The following is a 17785-nucleotide window of genomic DNA, read 5'->3' on the forward strand; positions in this document are numbered from 1 at the left end:
CCGTCGGCGGTCACTCGTCGAAGGACGTGCTCCGCGTGCGCTTCTCCCAGGTCGCGATGTCACCGCGCACCTGGTCGAGGTGGTCGAGTACGGCGGTGACGGCGTCGTCGCCGAGGGGCAGGCGCAGCGGGGTGTGCTCGGCGTCCAGCGCGGCCAGGACGAGGGCCGCCGCCTTCACGGGGTCGCCCGGCTGGGTGCCGTCGGCGGTCTCGACCATGCGGCGGGTGGCGCCGACCGAGGCGTCGTACACACCGAGGTCGGGGCTGACGCCCGCACGGGTGCTGTCCATCAGCGCGGTGCGGAACGCGCCGGGCTCGACGATCAGCACCCTGATCCCGAACTCCTTCACCTCGTCGGCGAGCGCCTCCGACATCCCCTCCAGCGCGAACTTCGTACCGGAGTACGCAGAGAAGCCCGCGAAGGACATCTGCCCGCCCATGCTGCTCATCTGCACGATCGCGCCGGCCCGCGCGGCCCGCATGTACGGCAGCACGGCCCGTACGAGCGCCGCCGGACCGAACACATGCAGATCGAAGAGCGAGCGCAGCTCACTGTCCCCGGTCTCCTCCATGGCCCCCACGTGCGTGCGCCCGGCGTTGTTGACGAGCACGTCGATACGCCCGTGCCGCTCCACGACCCCCCGCACGACGTCCTCGGCCGCCGTCACGTCGGTCACGTCGAACGGCACCGCCTCGACCCGTTCGGGATACGCGGCGACGAGATCCGCGAGCCCATCCACGCGCCGCGCCGCGCCGACGACCACGTCGCCCGCCCCGAGCGCCGCCTCCGCGATCGCCCGCCCGAACCCGCTACTGGCTCCGGTGATCAGCCACACCCTGCTCATGGCGCCCCCTGGTCCACGCAGCCGTGACCCTCACGGCTCCCGCGCACCACCCTGCACCGGCCCCACGCCGCCCGCCAGTCGTATTTGCTCCTCCTCCACGATGCGGCGGGCGAGGGCGCTGTCGGAGATGTCGACCGCGTCCGGGCTCTGTTCGGCGGTGTCGCTGCGGCGGGCGTAGGCGTCGAAGAGGCGGCTCTTGTTCTTGAGGATGTGCAGCAGGCGCTGGTCGACGCTGTCGGTGGCGAGGAGGCGGTGCACCTGGACGGGGCGGACCTGGCCCATACGGTGGGCGCGGGCCACGGCCTGGTGTTCCATCGTGGGCTTGACCTGCGGTTCGCACAGAACGACCACGGAGGCGGCCTGAAGGTTGAGGCCGATACCGGCGGCCTCGATCTGACAGAGGAGGACCGCGTGACCGGGAGCGGCCGTGAAGTCGTCGACGAGACGCTGCCGGCGCGCGGCGGGCACGGCACCGGAGACCGGCCCGAACACGCCCTCTCCCAAGGCTTGTCGAACCAGTGCCAGCACATCGCGGAAGTAGGAGAACACCACCACCTTCAGGCCGTTCTCCGCCGCCTCGGCCACCAGTTCGCGCAGTCGCCCGAGCTTCGCGGACTTCTCCGCGTCGGCGTACGCGGCCCGGCGCATCGCCATGAAGTTCCCGTCCTCGACGGCCCTGAGGTACGCCTCCCGGTCCGCGGCGCTGAACTCCTCCCACTCGTCGACCTCCACCAGCGCGGGCAGTTCGGTGAGGACGTCCTGCTGGTTGCGGCGCAGATAGGCGGGGGCGACGGAGGCCGCGGGCAGCAGCGCCCCGAGCCGCTCGTCGAGCCGCGTCGCCGCGTCCACGGCCCGGCGCAGCTCGGGACCGGCCTCGACGAGGGTGCGCAGGGCGATCACCAGGGCGGTCGTGCGGGGCTCGGGCCGGTCGACGTCCATCCGTACGGAGACGGTCTCCTCCACCGCCCTCGCGAGCTGCCGCGCCGCCGCGAGGGCACGGTCGGCGGTCTGCGCGCCCACCCCCGGCAGCTGCCGCAGCTCGTAGCGCCCCACCTCGTACACCGCCCGCACCGACGCGAACCCGGCCGTCTCCAGCGCCCCGAGCCGCAACCGCCCCTCGGTGACGTCCTTCAGCCGGGAGACGGGGATGGACTCCAGCTCCTTGCCGACGAGTTCGGCGTGGACCGGTGCCAGCGCCGCGCGCACCGCTTCGAGCGCGCGGGCGTGATCGGCGAGCACACCCCGCGCGGCCTCGTGCAGTCCGGCGCCCTCGGCGAGCAGACTCCGCTCACGTTTCCCCACCGGCCCGACATTACTGCCCGCCACCGACAGCCCGACCCGGCTCCGGGTGCGCGGAAGCACGGTGGACCGAACAGGGCTTCACGGCCCGCCTGTTGGCCTTGCGGGGCCACCGCCGTCTGCCCGGGCGCGAGGGGCGGGGGCCTGATCGAACACGTCGGCGGGACGGCTACGATTGGGCGGCTTCGGGGTCGGGGTCTGGAGCTGGAGGGGGAGTCATGACTGCAAGACGTACAGCAAGACGGATGCCGCTCGCTTTCGTGGGCGTGGCCGTGCTGGCGCCGTTGTTCGTTCCGGCGGCTTCCGCGCAGGCGGCGTCGGCCTCACTGACCGTCACCACGCTGGGGCGGCACGGCAGTAAGGTCGCGACGACGGTCACCGTCGTCGCCGTTCCGTCCGGTGAGTCGTACAGCGTCGCGTCCGGCAAGCGGATCAACCTGCCCTCGGGGCGCTACGTCGCGATGACCGACATCTACGAGAGCGCCGCGAACGGGCTGGGCACCGACACCCTCGGCGCGCAGGTCGTGTCGGTTTCGGGCAGGGCCTCGGTGACGCTCGACGCCCGCAAGGGCAAAGCGGTGAAGGCGTCGCTCGACACCCCCGCCGACGTGACCGGGCCGCCGCGGATCAGCGGACAGGTGTGCGCCGCCACCGTCGGCAACATGCCCTCCGCCTTCAGCGTGGCGGGCTGGAACACCGCGGGGTCCCTCTACGCCATTCCCAACTCCTCCAAGCTGCTGCAGTTCGGATACCTGGCGCAGTGGACGGGGAACGACACCTACGTCGCGGTGAAGAAGACCACCGGGATCCCGGCACAGCCGGGCGGGTCGTTCAAGCGCTCGGGGCTGGCGGCGATGCGCTTCTCGGTGCGCAGCGGGACGCAGATGGCCCGTCGGAACGACACCGCGCTCCAGGCCCTGCCGAAGGTCTCGGACTGCACGACCGACCTGTACGCCGACGTCCACGACGCCAACGCGCCGTACAGCGCCACCGCCCATGTGACTCCCGGGCGCTGGCAGCCGCGCTCCGACATCTTCGCCGACAACGGCGACGACGTCGGCGGCGGTTTCCCGGCGGCCAGGACACTGAAGGCGGGGCAGCGTGTCACCCAGTCCTTCGGCCGCGCCGCGTGGAGTCCGCTCCGCTCCCTGCCCATGGTCCGGCAGAAGTCCGTCCAGTTCTATCCGGGATCCCTGATCGGCGACCCCGACGTGGGCTGGGCCGACCCGACGAAAGAGTCGGTGGCCCTGTACAAGGGCAGCACCACCGTCAAGAAGCAGACCCTGACCAACTGGCGCTCCGACCCCGCCTTCTCCGCCCGTATCCACGCGGCCGGCTGGTACCGGTTGACCGTGGACGCCCACCGCTACCGCCCGGGCATCACCTTCCCGTCCGGCATGCTGTCCCCGCGCGTCACCCTCGACTGGCGGTTCAAGGCCGACCCGGCCAAGTCGGCGGTCGCGCCCGTCTTCCTGACGCGGTTCCTGCCCGCCGGCCTGAACAACCGCAACCAGGCGGCGGCCAACAGCACCACGACGGTCACCGTCAGCGCCGGGCGCGGCTCCCAGGACCCGGACGTGAAGTTCACCAAGGTGGCGGTCAAGACCGTACGGGTCTGGACGTCCGCCGACGGAGGCAAGACCTGGAAGGCCGCCGCCGTCGCCCGCTCCGGCTCCTCCTGGAAGGTGTCGGTGCACAATCCGGCCTCCGGCGCCATCGCCCTGCGCTCCGAGGTGACCGACTCCGATGGCGATCGCTCGGTGGAGACCGTGTACCGCGCTTACGCCATCGGGTGACTCCGTCATCCCCGAGTGACGGCCGCACAGTCCCCCCGGATTTCACGATCAGGTCTCTGTCCGGCCCTCGTCCTCGCCTTCCCGAACACCGTTGATCGGCTGGGTCGTTGGCCGGGACTTCCGGGTCCCGGGCAGCCGACCCGCCGTCAGCCCCCGTGCCATGGAATGGATCGCGTCACTTCGCACCCTATTGCGTTGCGTCTGCAACGCGTGATGCGAGAGGATGTTCGACGGCCGTGAGGCGTGCATGACGCGCGGGTACGTCGGGGCGGTCGAACGACTGCGGTACACAACACACTTACGGGGGCGAGTGGATGAAGTTCGACATGGGGTCGTCGACCCTGGCGGATCTCGGCAAGAGCACGCTCGGCTCAACCGAGGACCTGGGCACGCTCATCCGCTGGCTGGTGCAGGCGGCGGAGCCGTTGGAGGGGAAGTTCAACGGGGCGGGCAAAGCCGCGTTCGACTCGTTCAAGGCGCACACGGACGACATCACGAACGCGCTGAACGGGTCGCTGGGCGCGATCCTGGGCGGCCAGGGCGGGATGGACACCGCGTTCGGCTCCGGTGACCTGGAGCAGGAGGACAACGCCCACCAGAACATGGGCCAGTCCAACTTCGACGCCGCCCGTTTCGGCGCCCGATAGTCGTCATCGAGGGGGAGCTTGATCATGGGTCAGAATCTGGATCGTCGCTCGTACGACACCGGCGCCTCCACCGAGGTGCAGGGCAGCCTGCAGGGCATCATCGGCCAGCTGGAGCGCGTCCTCGGCGATCGCGACCGCGCGGTGCAGGCCGCGATGGCCGACTTCACGGCCGACGGCGTCGCCGACGAGTACCACGGCAAGGAGCAGCGCTGGAACCGCGCCGCGAACGAGGTCCGCGACATCATCCGCCTTGTGCGCACCACGCTGGAGCAGAACGACGGCACCGCGCAGTCGACCATGGCCAAGGCTCGCGCCGCCGTCGACAACATCGGCTGACCGAGGCCGGGGCCCGCAGTAAGCAGGAACGTTTCCACGGGGGTTTGGCATGTCGGGGTGGGACATCTCGTCGTCCGGCGTCGAGTTCGTGACCTCGCTGGTCGCGGACGCGATGGACGACGTGGCCAAGGACGTCAAGGCGTACGGGACGGACATGGAGAGCGCGGCCACCTCGGCCGGCACGGTCAGCGGACCGTACTGCGGGGCCGCACCAACCGGCGCGATCGGCGCGGCGCTGGCCATCTTCGTCGAGAAGACCGCGGGTGACGTGCTGTTCCTCGGCGCGCGGGCGGCGAAGTCGGTGAACGGGGCGCGGGAGGCGACCGCGTACTACATGGCCGGAGATCTCGAAATGGCCGCCCAGGCCGAGCACAAGGCGCTCGGCGCACCGAAGATCGATCTGCCGGGTCGGGGCGGCACGGGCAAGGACGGCGGCGCCAAGTGATCGACCCGTCGGGCATACCCCAGTTCACCGGCGACTTCGACCAGTTGGACAAGGACACCTCCGGGCTGCGCGGCGACGCCATCGGGATCCGCAACGGCGGGATGGACGTGCACTCCCGCTTCCAGATGCTGGAGGCCTTCTACACCGCTCCGGAGGCCGACGACCTTTTCGCGACCACACAGCCGGTGATGGACAAGGCGGATGTCTTCGCCACCAAGCTGGACACGGTCGCGGACGCGCTGGACACGTACTCCGTCGAGGCCCGTCCGCTCGCCAAGAGGCTCGCCCAGCTCAAGACGGACGCCTTCGCGTTCGTCGACAGCGTCGAGGGCGACGACGACTGGACGTACGACGGGGACAAGATCCACCGTCACCAGGAGCTCATGGACGGCATCGCCACCGCGGAGAGCGCCTTCCGGGAGGCTGAGCGCCGGGCCGCCACCAAGATCTCATCCCTCGTCGGCGGGCCGGAGTTCGTGGTCGACGACGGCCACCACACCGTCGACAAGAAGACGGTGATGTACGGCTACGACCTCGACGTCCTCAAGCACGCCGAGAAGACGCCCTGGGGGGTCCCGGAAAGCGAGTCCCACCACGCGTGGGAGGTCGGCTACTGGGCCAAGAGCTTCTTCTGGGACGGCCTCGTCATCGACAACATCTGGGGCGGCATCAAGGGACTGGGCACCCTGGTCGGCTGGAACGGCTCGGACGCGGCCGGTGACGCCTGGGGTCATCTCGGGGACGTCGTCAGCGGTATCGGCCAGTACACCGCCAAGCCGTACGACGCGCTCATGGACTGGGCGATCGGCCCGGACAAGGAGAGCGCCACGGAGGTCCGGCAGAAGAAGGCCGCCAAGGACTTCGCCAAGTCCATGGTCGCCTGGGACATGTGGAGCGAGAACCCCGCCCGCGCCGCGGCAACGGTCGTCTTCAACGGCCTCACCCTCGGCGCCGGCCCCCTGGCCGTCGCGGCCAAGGGCGGGGAAGTCGGCGCGGTTGCCAAGGGCGCCGGGATCGCCGCCAAGGTCGGCGAGTACATCGACCCGGTCGCCGTCGGCCTCAAAGCGACCGGCAAAGCCATCAGCACACTGCCCAAGCTCTCCGACCTCACGTCCAGGATCTCAACCGGCATCGGCGCCTCGGCGGACTCCCAGCGCATCCACACCGTCATCGAACTCGGCGACGGCTCCAAAGTCGTCATCGAGGACGGCAAGTTCATCCCTGTCGACAAGCACGGCAACGTCGTCGGGGACACGCCGCGCCAGGAAGCGTCCGCGGACGCACGGTCCACGCCGGAGGAGACACCCGCACAGCAGCGGGAACCCGCCGGAGTCGGCGCCACCTCACGCACTCCCGGAGCCACGACTCACGTCGGGGAAGCATCCGGCAGGGCCGGAGCCTCGCACCCCGTCGGCCCCGAGACCCCAAGGCCCGGTGCCGGGCCGGTCGGCAACGGCCATGCCGGCACGGGGTCCGGCAGCCACGGAGGCGGCGGCCCGGACGACCTCGGCCGGGCAGGCGACGACGCGCTCGGAGACGGCGCGGACAGGCCGGACAGTGACATCCCTGGTCAGCGTACTGAGGTCGAACGCCCCAGTTTCATCCGTGAGGGAAGCAATCCTTACGGACATCGCGGATCGCTCACGCTGGAGCAGATCGAGGAGATCCAGGTCTACCGGGCCAACCACGAGCCCGGTTACTTCGAGCACTACTACCGCAAAGACGGCACCCGAAAGCTCCTGGAGCGCTACGACGAGAGCGGGCACACCCCGCCGCAGCTCACTCGGCTGTCCGACGACGCACCGTTGACCCGTGCCAAGGACGCACCGGAGCCGCCCAAGCCGCATTTCCTTGACGACGATTACATCTCCGTGAAGTCCGACACCGTCACGAGTACGGCACGGCGTCGGGTCTTGGAGGAGGCTGCGCGGATCCGCCACTTCGCTATCAAGTGGGACAACCTCGTCTCGGACTGGAAGGCGGAGACGGGCAAGGCGCACGAGCTTCACGGAACCATCGATTCGGCCGCACAGTGGGGTGAGGCCCGTGGTGCGTACAAGGAATCCCACACCCTTATGGGGGAAAAGGCCGAAGACTTCGGCGAGGCGGCGGCCGAGTATCACTACATCGCCGAGAACCACCCGGACTTCACGAAAGAGACCCTCCTCGGCCCGAAGAGCGGAAACGACCAGTTCGACCAGGTCTGGACTCATGAGGACGGCCGTGCCGTCGTCATCGAGGCCAAGAGCAGCCCCACTACCGAGCTGGGCAGACGTACCCTGCCGAACGGTCGCCAAGTATCCCAGGGGAGCAGGGAGTACTTCTTCGACATCATCGACGCCATGGAGAAACGCGGCGAGTTCGATTTGGCGGAAACCCTCGACAAAGCGCTCAACGACGGGAAGCTAGAATATGTTGTCGTAAAGGGCGAAAAGAACGCGGGGACATACACCGGATTCAAATATCGCCAGTTCGACATCAGCAAGGGGACCCTTCCGTGACAGCACGCATCGACCGGCATGAGCTGCCGACAGGGCCTGAGGCCGAACAGTTCGCGGAACGGCTCAACAAGCACCTCAGCAGGAAGGTCGACCGGCTCGAGGAGTCCACATCCACCATCGACTCGGCCTTCAACACGTCAATCCTGAACCTGCGTGCCCACTGTGTCATCGACCCTCGGGCAGCCGCGGTGGAGACGTGGGAAGCCACGGTCACGGCGATGCAACTGGGTTCTGCGCTGTTTGCTGTGACCGGCGTGAGCGAGGGCACCGTCGAGTGCCGTATCGACCGCGAGGTACGCAGCTTGCGGGCCGTCGGCCCCCTCTCTACTGCTGATGCGGGCACCTGGCTGCAGGCGTTCTGGCTGGCTGTCATCTGCCGCGAACAGGACCGCATGACGCAACTGTGCGAGATCCCGCTGGAGCGCCTGCGTGCGCCGGAGGGGCAGTACGACGAGTACATCTACCACTGGGTGGACACCCTGCAGACGTACTGGCTGCGGCGATCGGGGCTGGTGGAGAAGCTCACCGCCGCGTTCCAGGCGTCGGATCCCGCGGTGGCGCAGGTTGCCCCCCGGGATCTGCTGCAGGGTGTGCTCTATCCGCCGATCAACCTCTTCTACCACTTCGTACGCAAGGACGAAGAGGGCTTCAGCCCGGCCCTTGTCGAGGCACTGAAGCTGCACCGTGCCTACTGGACCTTGAGCGAGGAGCGGACGGCGGACATCGACGGCAGCATCGCCCTGGGTCCGCTGGCCATCGCATGTCTGGCCTACGACGGGGGCATCCCCATCGAGGTCGAGTCCGACTATCTGCCCAAGCACCTCCTCCAGCACGGCTGGCTCGGCGAGTTCCCCACCTGAGAACTGAAACGGACGACGGATACCTGTGGCAGCCCAGGACTACGACAGCCAATTGCTGGAGTCGGTGTCGGTTCGGCGCCGGCGGCTGCGGGATGCCGTCCTGTTCGGGACGCAGCGACAGCGGCGGTCGGTCGACGAGCGGTTGGGGAAGGTGTTCGCCGGGATCGTGGTCGCGGCGGTGCTGTGTGCCGGGTGTGTGGGCTGGTCGTTCGTTTCGCACCGGGTCGTGGGGAAAAGCCCGTACGGCCCCTCCGCGCCCTCTTTCTCGCCTTCCGCGGCGCCTTCGGCGTCTTCCACCCGATGACTCGATGATAGGTTCGAACGCGTGATATCTGCGGGGTCCCTGAGCCGTACGACGCCGAACCGGACTGCTTTGAGCCGGGTCACTCTGATCGGCGAGCGGAGGCGGATCGACCTCGTCCTGCCCTCTCAGGAACCAGTCGGGCTGCTCTTGCCCGAAGTGATGCGGCTGCTGGACGATCGGGCATCGGCCCGGCCGGAGTCGCGGCACCTCGTCACCACGGAGGGTTCGGCGCTCGCGCACGACAGCACGCTGGAATCGGCGGGGATTCCGGACGGCGCCGTCCTGCGGCTCGTGCGGCTGGAGGACGCCCCCGCGGCGCCCGTGGTGCACGACGTCACTGATGAGGTCGCCGACGAGCTGAATGTACGTGCGTGGCGGTGGAGCCCTGCGTCCCGGCGCATCGTCTCGGGAGTCGCGACGGTCGGCTGGGCCGTCCTGGCCGCGGCCCTGGCCCGCAGCGAGTTCGCGCTGCCGGTGGTAGGCAGCACTCTGGTGACCGTCGCCGCCGTGTCCGCACTCGCGGGGGCTCTCTTCGGGCGGTCCGGGCAACGCGGCCTGGCCACCACGCTCCTGGTCACCGGGGGGACTGTCGGGGCGCTCGGGGTATGGACCCTGGCCGATGCCCATGGCTGGTCCGGCGCGGCGCGGCTGGCCGGCGTCGCGGTCGCACTCGTTGTGACGCTGCTCCTGCTGCCCTCCTCCTGCCCCCACAGGCCGACCACCCACGGCCGTCGCCGCCGTCCTCACCGCCGCCGCAGCCCCGCCCCACCGACCTCTTCGCCGACCGCCTCCTCGCCGTGCTCAGCGGCCAACGCCCCGTCCACTGCATGCTGCGCCACACCGCGGGCCGGGCCTACGACGAGCTGGCCTGGCTCGCCGAACGCGGCCCCCTGCGCACCCGCGGCACCCGCCCGGTCGTCCGCGACATCGGCTACTACGTGCCACGCCCCGGCGCGATCGAGGCCTTCGCCCGCATCGGCGCGGGCGACCGGCTCCGCGCGATGGCCTTCCGCCTGGAACAGGGCCCCGACCTCCGCTGGCGCTGCACTGCGGTGGAACTGGGCGGCCCCCGCATGCCCCGCCCGGACGACGACTGAGCAGCCCCTGGGTTCCGCAACACCCCACTGGCAAGTCCCGCGGGCCCCTGAACCCGCACTGATAGCAACGCAAAGGGCCGGACACCCACAGGTGCCCGGCCCTTCACCACCGCTCAGCTCTCGTCAGCTCTCGCGAGCCGATCGGTCACTTCTTGCGGCGTCGCCCGTTGCTCTTCTGCTGCTTGCGGCGCTCCGCGCGCGTGAGGCCGTCCGCCTCGGAACGCACGGGCTCGTCGTCGTCGCTGGCGAAGTCGCCCTCGACGATGCCGCCCTCACCGTCCACGGTCGGCGCGGAGAAGTGCAGCCGGTCGGGACGCTGCGGGGCGTCGAGCCCCTTGGCGCGGATCTCGGGACGCGCACCCGCGGGCACGACGTCCTCCCTCTTCTCCAGCGACGGCGCGGCGTCCTCGACCGGGACCTCCTCGACCTGCTGCTCGACCTGGACCTCCAGGTTGAACAGATAGCCGACGGACTCCTCCTTGATGCCGTCCATCATGGCGGAGAACATGTCGAAGCCCTCGCGCTGGTACTCGACCAGCGGGTCCTTCTGCGCCATGGCGCGCAGGCCGATGCCCTCCTGGAGGTAGTCCATCTCGTAGAGGTGCTCGCGCCACTTGCGGTCGAGGACCGACAGGACGACCCGCCGCTCCAGCTCCCGCATGATCTCGGAGCCGAGCTGCTCCTCACGGGCCGCGTACTGCTCGTGGATGTCGTCCTTGATGGACTCGGAGATGAACTCGGCGGTCAGACCGGCACGGTCACCGGCCGCCTCCTCCAGCTCGTCGACGGTGACCTTCACCGGGTAGAGCTGCTTGAAGGCGCCCCACAGCCGGTCCAGGTCCCACTCCTCGGCGAAGCCCTCGGCGGTCTCGGCCGCGATGTAGGCGTCGATCGTGTCGTCCATGAAGTGCAGGATCTGCTCCTGGAGGTCCTCGCCCTCCAGGACGCGGCGGCGCTCGCCGTAGATGACCTCGCGCTGCCGGTTGAGCACCTCGTCGTACTTCAGAACGTTCTTGCGCGTCTCGAAGTTCTGCTGCTCGACCTGCGACTGGGCGGAGGCGATCGCGCGCGTGACCATCTTGTTCTCGATCGGCACGTCGTCCGGCACGTTGGCCATCGACATCACGCGCTCGACCATCTGGGCCTTGAACAGCCGCATCAGGTCGTCACCGAGCGACAGGTAGAAGCGGGACTCGCCCGGGTCGCCCTGACGGCCGGAACGACCGCGCAGCTGGTTGTCGATACGACGCGACTCGTGGCGCTCGGTGCCCAGCACGTAGAGGCCGCCGAGCTCCTTGACCTCTTCGAACTCCGCCTTGACGGCCTGCTCGGCCTTCTCCAGGGCGGCGGGGAGGGCTGCGGCCCACTCCTCGATGTGCTCCTCGGGGTCGAGGCCACGCTGACGCAGCTCCGCCTCGGCGAGGTCGTCCGGGTTGCCGCCGAGCTTGATGTCCGTGCCTCGGCCGGCCATGTTCGTGGCGACGGTCACGGCGCCCCGGCGGCCGGCCTGGGCGATGATCGGGGCCTCACGGTCGTGCTGCTTCGCGTTCAGCACCTCGTGCTGGATGCCCCGCTTCGAGAGCTGCTGCGAAAGGTACTCGGACTTCTCGACCGACGTCGTGCCGACGAGGATCGGCTGGCCCTTCTCGTGCTTCTCGGCGATGTCGTCGACCACCGCGTCGAACTTGGCGACCTCGGTGCGGTAGATCAGGTCCGACTGGTCCTTGCGGACCATCGGCTTGTTGGTCGGGATCGGGACGACGCCGAGCTTGTAGATCTGGTGGAACTCGGCGGCCTCGGTCATCGCCGTACCGGTCATGCCGGAGAGCTTGCCGTAGAGGCGGAAGAAGTTCTGCAGGGTGATCGTGGCGAGCGTCTGGTTCTCGTCCTTGATGTCCACCCCTTCCTTCGCCTCGATCGCCTGGTGCATGCCCTCGTTGTAGCGGCGGCCGGCGAGGATACGGCCGGTGTGCTCGTCGACGATCATGACTTCGCCGTCGATGACGACGTAGTCCTTGTCCTTCTTGAAGAGCTCCTTGGCCTTGATGGCGTTGTTCAGGTAGCCCACCAGCGGCGTGTTCACCGACTCGTACAGGTTGTCGATGCCCAGCCAGTCCTCGACCTTGGAGACGCCGGGCTCGTGGATGGCGACGGTGCGCTTCTTCTCGTCGACCTCGTAGTCCCCGGTCTCCTCGAGGCCCTTGAGGGGGTTGCCGGCCTCACCCTTCTTCAGCCGGGTGACCAGCTTGGCGAAGTCGCCGTACCACTTGGTGGCCTGGTCGGCCGGGCCGGAGATGATGAGCGGCGTACGGGCCTCGTCGACGAGGATGGAGTCGACCTCGTCGACGATCGCGAAGTTGTGGCCCCGCTGGACGAGTTCGTCCTGCGACCAGGCCATGTTGTCGCGCAGGTAGTCGAAGCCGAACTCGTTGTTCGTGCCGTACGTGATGTCGCACGCGTACTGCTCGCGGCGCTGGGCCGGCGTCATGTTGGCGAGGATGCAGCCGACGCTCAGACCCAGGAACTTGTGGACGCGACCCATCATCTCGGAGTCGCGCTCGGCCAGGTAGTCGTTGACCGTGATCAGGTGAACGCCGTCTCCGGAGAGGGCGTTCAGATACGCGGGCAGCGTGCCGACGAGGGTCTTGCCCTCGCCGGTCTTCATCTCCGCGACGTAGCCGAGGTGGAGCGCGGCGCCACCCATCATCTGCACGTCGTAGTGACGCTGACCGAGGACGCGCTTGGCGGCCTCGCGCACGGTGGCGAAGGCCTCGGGGAGCAGGTCGTCCAGGCTCTCCCCATCCGCATACCGCTGCTTGTACTCATCAGTGAGGGCGCGCAGCTCGGCGTCGGAGAGGTCGACGAAGTCCTCTTCGATGGAGTTGACCTGGTCCGCGATGCGGTGCAGCTTGCGCAGGATCTTGCCTTCGCCTGCACGCATGATCTTCGAGAGGACGGACACGGGGGTTTGTCTCCTTGCCGGTCGGGCCTGGGACGGTCGGGTTCAATGTCAGATTCAAATCACAGCTTGAGCAACGGCCATCGTAAGCGAGGACCCCACCACGCCGGGAGGTCTGCCAGTGACAGCCACTAGGACAACGGACAGGGGTTGCGGAAGGTGCCGTGCCCGTGCTGCGAAAAGTAACCGAACCGTCACTCGCCGCAAAGGAATGGCGCCTTTTCGGCGGCCCTAGCAGAATCGGCCGATGGACCCCGTCACGCTCACCACCGGCCGGCTGCTCCTGCGCGCCGTGGACTCGCACGACACCGACGCGGTGTACGAAGCCGTCCAGGACGCCGACATCCAGCGCTGGACCACGATCCCCTCGCCCTATCTCCGCGAGCATGCGACGGGCTTCACGGACCAGATGGTGCCGGAGGGCTGGGCGGACGGCTCCATGTTCACCTTCGGTGCCTTCCTCCTGTCGGGGGACTTGGCGGGCATGCTCTCCATCAGCATGCGTTCCCTGGGCGTCGGCGAGGTCGGCTTCTGGGCGGCCAAGGAGCACCGCGGCAACGGCTACATCACCGAGGCCACCCTCACCGCCGCCCGCTGGGCCTTCACGAGCCTCGCCGTCGACCGTCTGGAATGGCGCGCCGAGGTCGGCAACAAGGGCTCCCGCGCGGTCGCCGAACGCGCCGGCTTCACCCTGGAAGGCACCCTCCGCTCCGCCCTCAACAACAAAGGCGTACGCCGCGACTGCTGGATCGGTTCCCTACTCCCCTCAGACCTGGGCCTGCCATCAACGGCCCCGTACTTGCCGGCCCCTCCCCCCACCCCGTAAAGCACCCCTCCACCCCACTCACCGTCCAAGGCCAGCTCCAGACCCCATCAGCCCGAAGCGGGTTCGAGACGACAGCCCCTGGAGAGTGCAGGGGCGCAGCCCCTCGGGGACCCGGGGCGCGTCCTTGGCGGGCCCCGCCCCGCAGCCCTGTCGGGGTGGGCGAAGCCCCTGTCGGGGTGGGCGAAGCCCTGTCGGGGTGGGCGAAGCCCCGTGGTGATTTGGGACAGCAGCCCCGGCGCAGTCCGGGAAGCACAGCCCCCCGGCGGAGCCCGGAGACGAAACCTCACCCCGGAGATCCAGGGGCGCGGCCCCGCCGGGGGTACAGGGGCGAAGCCCCACAGGGGTCGAAGGGCACAGACCAGATGGGGTGCAGGGGTGTGGCCCCACAGAGGGCCGGAGGGCACAGCCCGCCAAGGTGCAGGAGTGGCAGCCCCGCCGGAAGTGCGGGGGCGGAGCCCCTGGCCGGGTGCAGAGGCGCAACCCGCCAGGGATCCCGGGACGCAGCCCCTGGCCGGGTGCAGAGGCACAGCCCGCCAGGGATCCCGGGACGCAGCCCCTGGCCGGGTGCAGAGGCACAGCCCGCCAGGGATCCGGGGGCGGAGCCCCGGCGGGGGCTGGGGCGGAGCCCCTGGGATGGGACGGGTAGGGGCGGCGGGGGCGAGTCCACTGTCAGTGGCACCGCCTACCGTGTGGAACATGACGAGCCTCCCGCGTCCCACCACCGACCTCTCCGCCGAAGAAGCCCGCCGCATCGCCCTACGGGCCCAGGGCTTCCTGGGCGCCCCCGACCGCAAGGCCGGCGTCCGCGGAATCCTGCGACACCTCGGCGCGGTCCAGCTCGACACGATCTCCGTCCTGGCCCGCTCCCACGAACTCATCCCGTACGCCCGCCTGGGCGCGGTAGGCCGCAAAGCCGTGGACCAGGCCTACTGGACCGACACCCACGCCTTCGAGTACTGGTCCCACGCCGCCTGCATCCTCCCGGTAGAGGAATGGCCCCATTTCGCCTTCCGCCGCCGCGCCTACCGCTCCCGCCCGCACTGGAACCACGATCTGCCGGACGGCACCTACGACCAGGTCATCAAGCAGCTCCGCGCCGAAGGTCCCCTCACGGCCACGGAGTTGGGCGGCGCGAAGAAGACCAGCGAGTGGTGGGACTGGTCGGGCACCAAGGTGGCCGTAGAGCGCGCGCTGATGTACGGCGAGGTGGTGTGCACGGAGCGCCGCGGCTGGAAGCGGGTGTACGACCTCGCCGAGCGCGCCGTCCCCGAGTCCCTGCTCCATGACGAGCTGGATGACACGGAGTGCCTGCGCCGCCTGGTCGGCCTGGCCGGCAAGTCCCTGGGCGTCGGCACGCGCGCGGACATCGCCGACTATCACCGCCTCAAGGGCGATCAGGTCGACGCGGTGATCGCGGACTCGGGCCTGGTCCCGGTGACGGTGGAGGGCTGGGGCAAGCCCGCGTGGGCGGACCCGGCGGCCCTGGAGACTCCGCCGCGCGGCCGCCACCGTACGACGCTGCTGTCCCCGTTCGACTCACTCATCTGGGAGCGGGCCCGCACGGAACGGATCTTCGGCTTCACCCACCGTCTGGAGGCGTACACGCCCAAGCCGAAGCGGGTGTACGGCTACTTCGCGATGCCGGTCCTCGCCGGAGGCCGGCTCGTCGGCCGCGTGGACCCCGCCCGCGAGGGCCGCACCCTGGTCGCGAGACAGGTCACGCTGGACGGCGCCAAGGCGGTCCCTGCCGTGGCCCAGGCCCTCCTGGAGGCAGCGAGCTGGGTGGACTGCACAAACGTACGCGTGGAACGGGTCGACGCCCCGGACCTCCGCGAGCCCCTCGCGAAGGAACTCACCCGCGCACTGGCCTGACCTGGCCGGCCATCCTGCACTGGCCGACCTGACCTGCCTCACGCAGGCTCACCGGATCTCGAGGATCTTCTCCCGCATCGCGTAGACCACCGCCTCCATCCTGGAGTGCAGCTGCAGCTTCTCCAGGATGTTGCGCACATGGTTCTTCACGGTGTTCTCGGAGATGAACAACTCCTTGGCGATGTCCCGGTTGTTCATCCCGGTCGCGACGAGCTTGAGAACCTCCAGCTCGCGATCCGTGAGCCGCGGCGCGGGCACGAGCCGGCGCTCGTCCGTCCGCTGAATCATCGACTTGAACTCGGTGAGAAGTTTCGACGCCATCGACGGGCTGATCTGCGACTGCCCGTCCGCCACCGCGCGAATGGCCGTGGCCACCTCGTCCGTGGAGATCTCCTTGAGGAGATAACCGGTAGCGCCCGCCTTGATCGCGTCGTAGAGATCGGCTTCCTCGTCGCTGATCGTCAGCATGATGATCTTCGCGCTCGGAGCCACCTCCTTGATGGAGGTGCACGCCTCGATGCCGCCCCGCTTCGGCATACGTACGTCCATCAGCACGATGTCGGGAAGCAGGTCGGCCGCCTTGTCGACCGCCTCCGCCCCGTCACCCGCCTCGCCGACGACCTGGATGTCCTCCTCGGCCGCGAGCACGATCTCCAGGCCGCGGCGGAAGAGGGCATGGTCGTCCACGACGAGGACCCGAATGGGCTCCTTGCGTGGAGAGCCCGCGTCCGGGCCCATGCCGACGACGCCGCCGTCGGCATCCCCGTCACGCATCGGTCCGAAGCTGTCCGGCATCGTTCCTCCCCCTGAAGGCCGTGGCCTGCGTTCCTGTGCCATCGCCAATCCGAGGCAACGACCCACCGGTTGGGGCCGGTTCGGCCATGATTCCATGCCCGGACGACAGTGGGGTGACAGAGCGGGTCGCGAAGTGGTCGCACACCGGTGCCCCTGGGGGCGCACGCGCGCTCCAGGGGCACCGGCTCAGCCGTCATCGGGGCGGGTCAGCCGCCGAGCGCACCGCCCGGCGCGTCCGATCCGGCCTGGGTGACCATGGGGTCCGTGCTGAGGTGGATGACGCCGTAGTCGTACGCGTGCCGCCGGTAGACGACACTCGGTTCCTTCGTCTCGGAGTCGACGAAGAGATAGAAGTCGTGCCCGACCAGCTCCATCTCGTAGAGCGCCTGGTCGAGCGTCATCGGGGCGGCCACGTGGGTCTTCTCGCGAACGATGAGGGGGCCTTCGCCCATGACCTCGAGGGAGCCGATCTTCTTTGTCGGCACGCTGTCCATGTCGTCCTCGTGGACGACGGCACCGTTCCCGTTGAGCGTCGCCGCGCCGGGGACGTGGTCGGCGACCTCGGCGGCCGAGATCCGGCCGTTGCCACGGCGGGTGTAGCGCTTGTCGTGCTGCTTGCGCAGGCGGGCTTCGAGTTTGTCCGCCGCCAGGTCGAGTGCCGCGTACGGGTCACTTGCCGCCGCCTCCGCCCGGATCACCGGACCGCGGGAGTGGAGCGTGATCTCCACTCGGTCGCAACGGTCGGCCTGCCGGGGGTTGGGCTCCTTGGACACCTCCACGTCGAGGCTGATCACCTTGCCATCGAGCTTCTGGATCTTCTCCAGCTTCAGCTTCTCGGCCACGTGCTTGCGGAACCGCTCGGGCACCTCGGTCTTGCGGCCCTTGACGACGATGTCCACGCAGAACTCCGTTCCCGGATTGCTCCGCTGCACTGGCGGAGCGTCTCCCTTTTGCACCAGGCCCCGGTGAGTGCCGGAACCTCGGACTTGGTGACTTTCACCTCCTCCTCCCCCATGGGCAAGATCCACACCCCACCGCTACGGGTGATTCAGAAACCCGCAGCACGGCATTCGGATGGTCGAGGCACGGCCTGCGCCATTGCCTCACAACCGAACATATCTCGCCCGGACTGATGTCGTCACCCTCTACTGCGACGTACCTCCGTTCAGGTGAATTGACCTGGTCATTACCTGCAACGATGGAA

At 69.1% G+C, this 17785-nt stretch carries 15 protein-coding genes and 1 pseudogene; 11 read left to right on the forward strand and 5 right to left on the reverse strand.

The genetic code is table 11. The features are described from left to right. Positions 1-10: 10 nt before the first annotated feature. Together ABZ656_RS05730 and ABZ656_RS05735 are read right to left on the reverse strand one after the other, a co-directional pair. A complete protein-coding gene (locus tag ABZ656_RS05730; protein ID WP_360264908.1) occupies positions 11-844 on the reverse strand; it encodes an oxidoreductase in 834 nt (277 codons plus the stop codon). 30 nt (positions 845-874) lie between these two features. Next, positions 875-2146, reverse strand: coding sequence for a C-terminal helicase domain-containing protein (locus ABZ656_RS05735; protein ID WP_360264911.1), 1272 nt, complete (start codon positions 2144-2146; stop codon positions 875-877). Between the two features lie 242 nt (positions 2147-2388). Between ABZ656_RS05735 and ABZ656_RS05740 the strand changes: the two genes are divergently transcribed. The 9 genes and pseudogenes from ABZ656_RS05740 (at position 2389) to ABZ656_RS05780 (ending at position 10129) form a co-directional block, all read left to right on the forward strand. Further along, complete coding sequence (locus ABZ656_RS05740) at positions 2389-3939, forward strand: hypothetical protein (protein WP_360264914.1); 1551 nt, start codon at positions 2389-2391, stop codon at positions 3937-3939. Positions 3940-4253: 314 nt separating this feature from the next. Then, entirely contained in the window at positions 4254-4586 is a 333-nt protein-coding gene (locus ABZ656_RS05745; RefSeq protein ID WP_101400458.1) for a hypothetical protein, read from the forward strand. A gap of 24 nt (positions 4587-4610) precedes the next feature. Beyond that, entirely contained in the window at positions 4611-4922 is a 312-nt protein-coding gene (locus ABZ656_RS05750) for a pore-forming ESAT-6 family protein (protein WP_101400457.1), read from the forward strand. Between the two features lie 49 nt (positions 4923-4971). Beyond that, positions 4972-5367 carry a DUF6507 family protein gene (locus ABZ656_RS05755; protein WP_101400456.1) on the forward strand — a complete coding sequence of 132 codons (396 nt, stop codon included), beginning with the start codon at positions 4972-4974 and terminating at the stop codon, positions 5365-5367. Beyond that, positions 5364-7868, forward strand: coding sequence for a hypothetical protein (locus ABZ656_RS05760; protein ID WP_360264918.1), 2505 nt, complete (start codon positions 5364-5366; stop codon positions 7866-7868). Before ABZ656_RS05755 ends, ABZ656_RS05760 begins: the two co-directional genes overlap by 4 nt. Further along, positions 7865-8728: an immunity 49 family protein gene (locus ABZ656_RS05765; RefSeq protein ID WP_360264921.1), complete on the forward strand. Its 864-nt coding sequence runs from the start codon at positions 7865-7867 to the stop codon at positions 8726-8728. Before ABZ656_RS05760 ends, ABZ656_RS05765 begins: the two co-directional genes overlap by 4 nt. A gap of 25 nt (positions 8729-8753) precedes the next feature. Further along, a complete protein-coding gene (locus ABZ656_RS05770; protein WP_101400452.1) occupies positions 8754-9032 on the forward strand; it encodes a hypothetical protein in 279 nt (92 codons plus the stop codon). A 21-nt stretch (positions 9033-9053) separates the two neighbouring features. Beyond that, a pseudogene (locus tag ABZ656_RS05775) lies at positions 9054-9263 on the forward strand (EsaB/YukD family protein); the annotation flags it as partial. A 146-nt stretch (positions 9264-9409) separates the two neighbouring features. Then, positions 9410-10129, forward strand: coding sequence for an Rv3235 family protein (locus ABZ656_RS05780; protein ID WP_360264952.1), 720 nt, complete (start codon positions 9410-9412; stop codon positions 10127-10129). 145 nt (positions 10130-10274) lie between these two features. Here ABZ656_RS05780 and secA read toward each other — a convergent pair whose 3' ends face one another. Next, complete coding sequence (gene secA / locus ABZ656_RS05785; protein WP_101404850.1) at positions 10275-13091, reverse strand: preprotein translocase subunit SecA; 2817 nt, start codon at positions 13089-13091, stop codon at positions 10275-10277. 244 nt (positions 13092-13335) lie between these two features. Between secA and ABZ656_RS05790 the strand changes: the two genes are divergently transcribed. Together ABZ656_RS05790 and ABZ656_RS05795 are read left to right on the forward strand one after the other, a co-directional pair. Further along, positions 13336-13914: a GNAT family protein gene (locus tag ABZ656_RS05790; protein ID WP_101404849.1), complete on the forward strand. Its 579-nt coding sequence runs from the start codon at positions 13336-13338 to the stop codon at positions 13912-13914. Positions 13915-14610: 696 nt separating this feature from the next. Continuing rightward, entirely contained in the window at positions 14611-15786 is a 1176-nt protein-coding gene (locus ABZ656_RS05795) for a crosslink repair DNA glycosylase YcaQ family protein (protein WP_360264926.1), read from the forward strand. Positions 15787-15834: 48 nt separating this feature from the next. Here the strand turns inward: ABZ656_RS05795 and ABZ656_RS05800 are convergent, their stop codons facing one another. Both ABZ656_RS05800 and raiA read right to left on the reverse strand, forming a co-directional pair. Next, the gene (locus ABZ656_RS05800) at positions 15835-16581 is read right to left on the reverse strand and encodes a response regulator transcription factor (RefSeq protein ID WP_054229594.1); all 747 of its coding nucleotides are present in this window, start codon (positions 16579-16581) and stop codon (positions 15835-15837) included. A 206-nt stretch (positions 16582-16787) separates the two neighbouring features. Beyond that, on the reverse strand, positions 16788-17513 hold the full coding sequence (gene raiA / locus ABZ656_RS05805) for a ribosome-associated translation inhibitor RaiA (protein WP_360264929.1): 726 nt from the start codon (positions 17511-17513) through the stop codon (positions 16788-16790). Between the last annotated feature and the right edge of the window lie 272 nt (positions 17514-17785).

This window comes from Streptomyces sp. NPDC007095 (assembly GCF_040634475.1).
Taxonomy (GTDB): domain Bacteria; phylum Actinomycetota; class Actinomycetes; order Streptomycetales; family Streptomycetaceae; genus Streptomyces.

Coding starts and splice junctions, on each gene's coding strand:
- ABZ656_RS05730 (WP_360264908.1), bottom strand. CDS start 844: ATGAGCAGGGTGTGGCTGATCACCGGAGCCAGTAGCGGGTTCGGGCGG.
- ABZ656_RS05740 (WP_360264914.1), top strand. CDS start 2,389: ATGCCGCTCGCTTTCGTGGGCGTGGCCGTGCTGGCGCCGTTGTTCGTT.
- ABZ656_RS05745 (WP_101400458.1), top strand. CDS start 4,254: ATGAAGTTCGACATGGGGTCGTCGACCCTGGCGGATCTCGGCAAGAGC.
- ABZ656_RS05750 (WP_101400457.1), top strand. CDS start 4,611: ATGGGTCAGAATCTGGATCGTCGCTCGTACGACACCGGCGCCTCCACC.
- ABZ656_RS05755 (WP_101400456.1), top strand. CDS start 4,972: ATGTCGGGGTGGGACATCTCGTCGTCCGGCGTCGAGTTCGTGACCTCG.
- ABZ656_RS05790 (WP_101404849.1), top strand. CDS start 13,336: ATGGACCCCGTCACGCTCACCACCGGCCGGCTGCTCCTGCGCGCCGTG.
- ABZ656_RS05795 (WP_360264926.1), top strand. CDS start 14,611: ATGACGAGCCTCCCGCGTCCCACCACCGACCTCTCCGCCGAAGAAGCC.
- ABZ656_RS05800 (WP_054229594.1), bottom strand. CDS start 16,581: ATGCCGGACAGCTTCGGACCGATGCGTGACGGGGATGCCGACGGCGGC.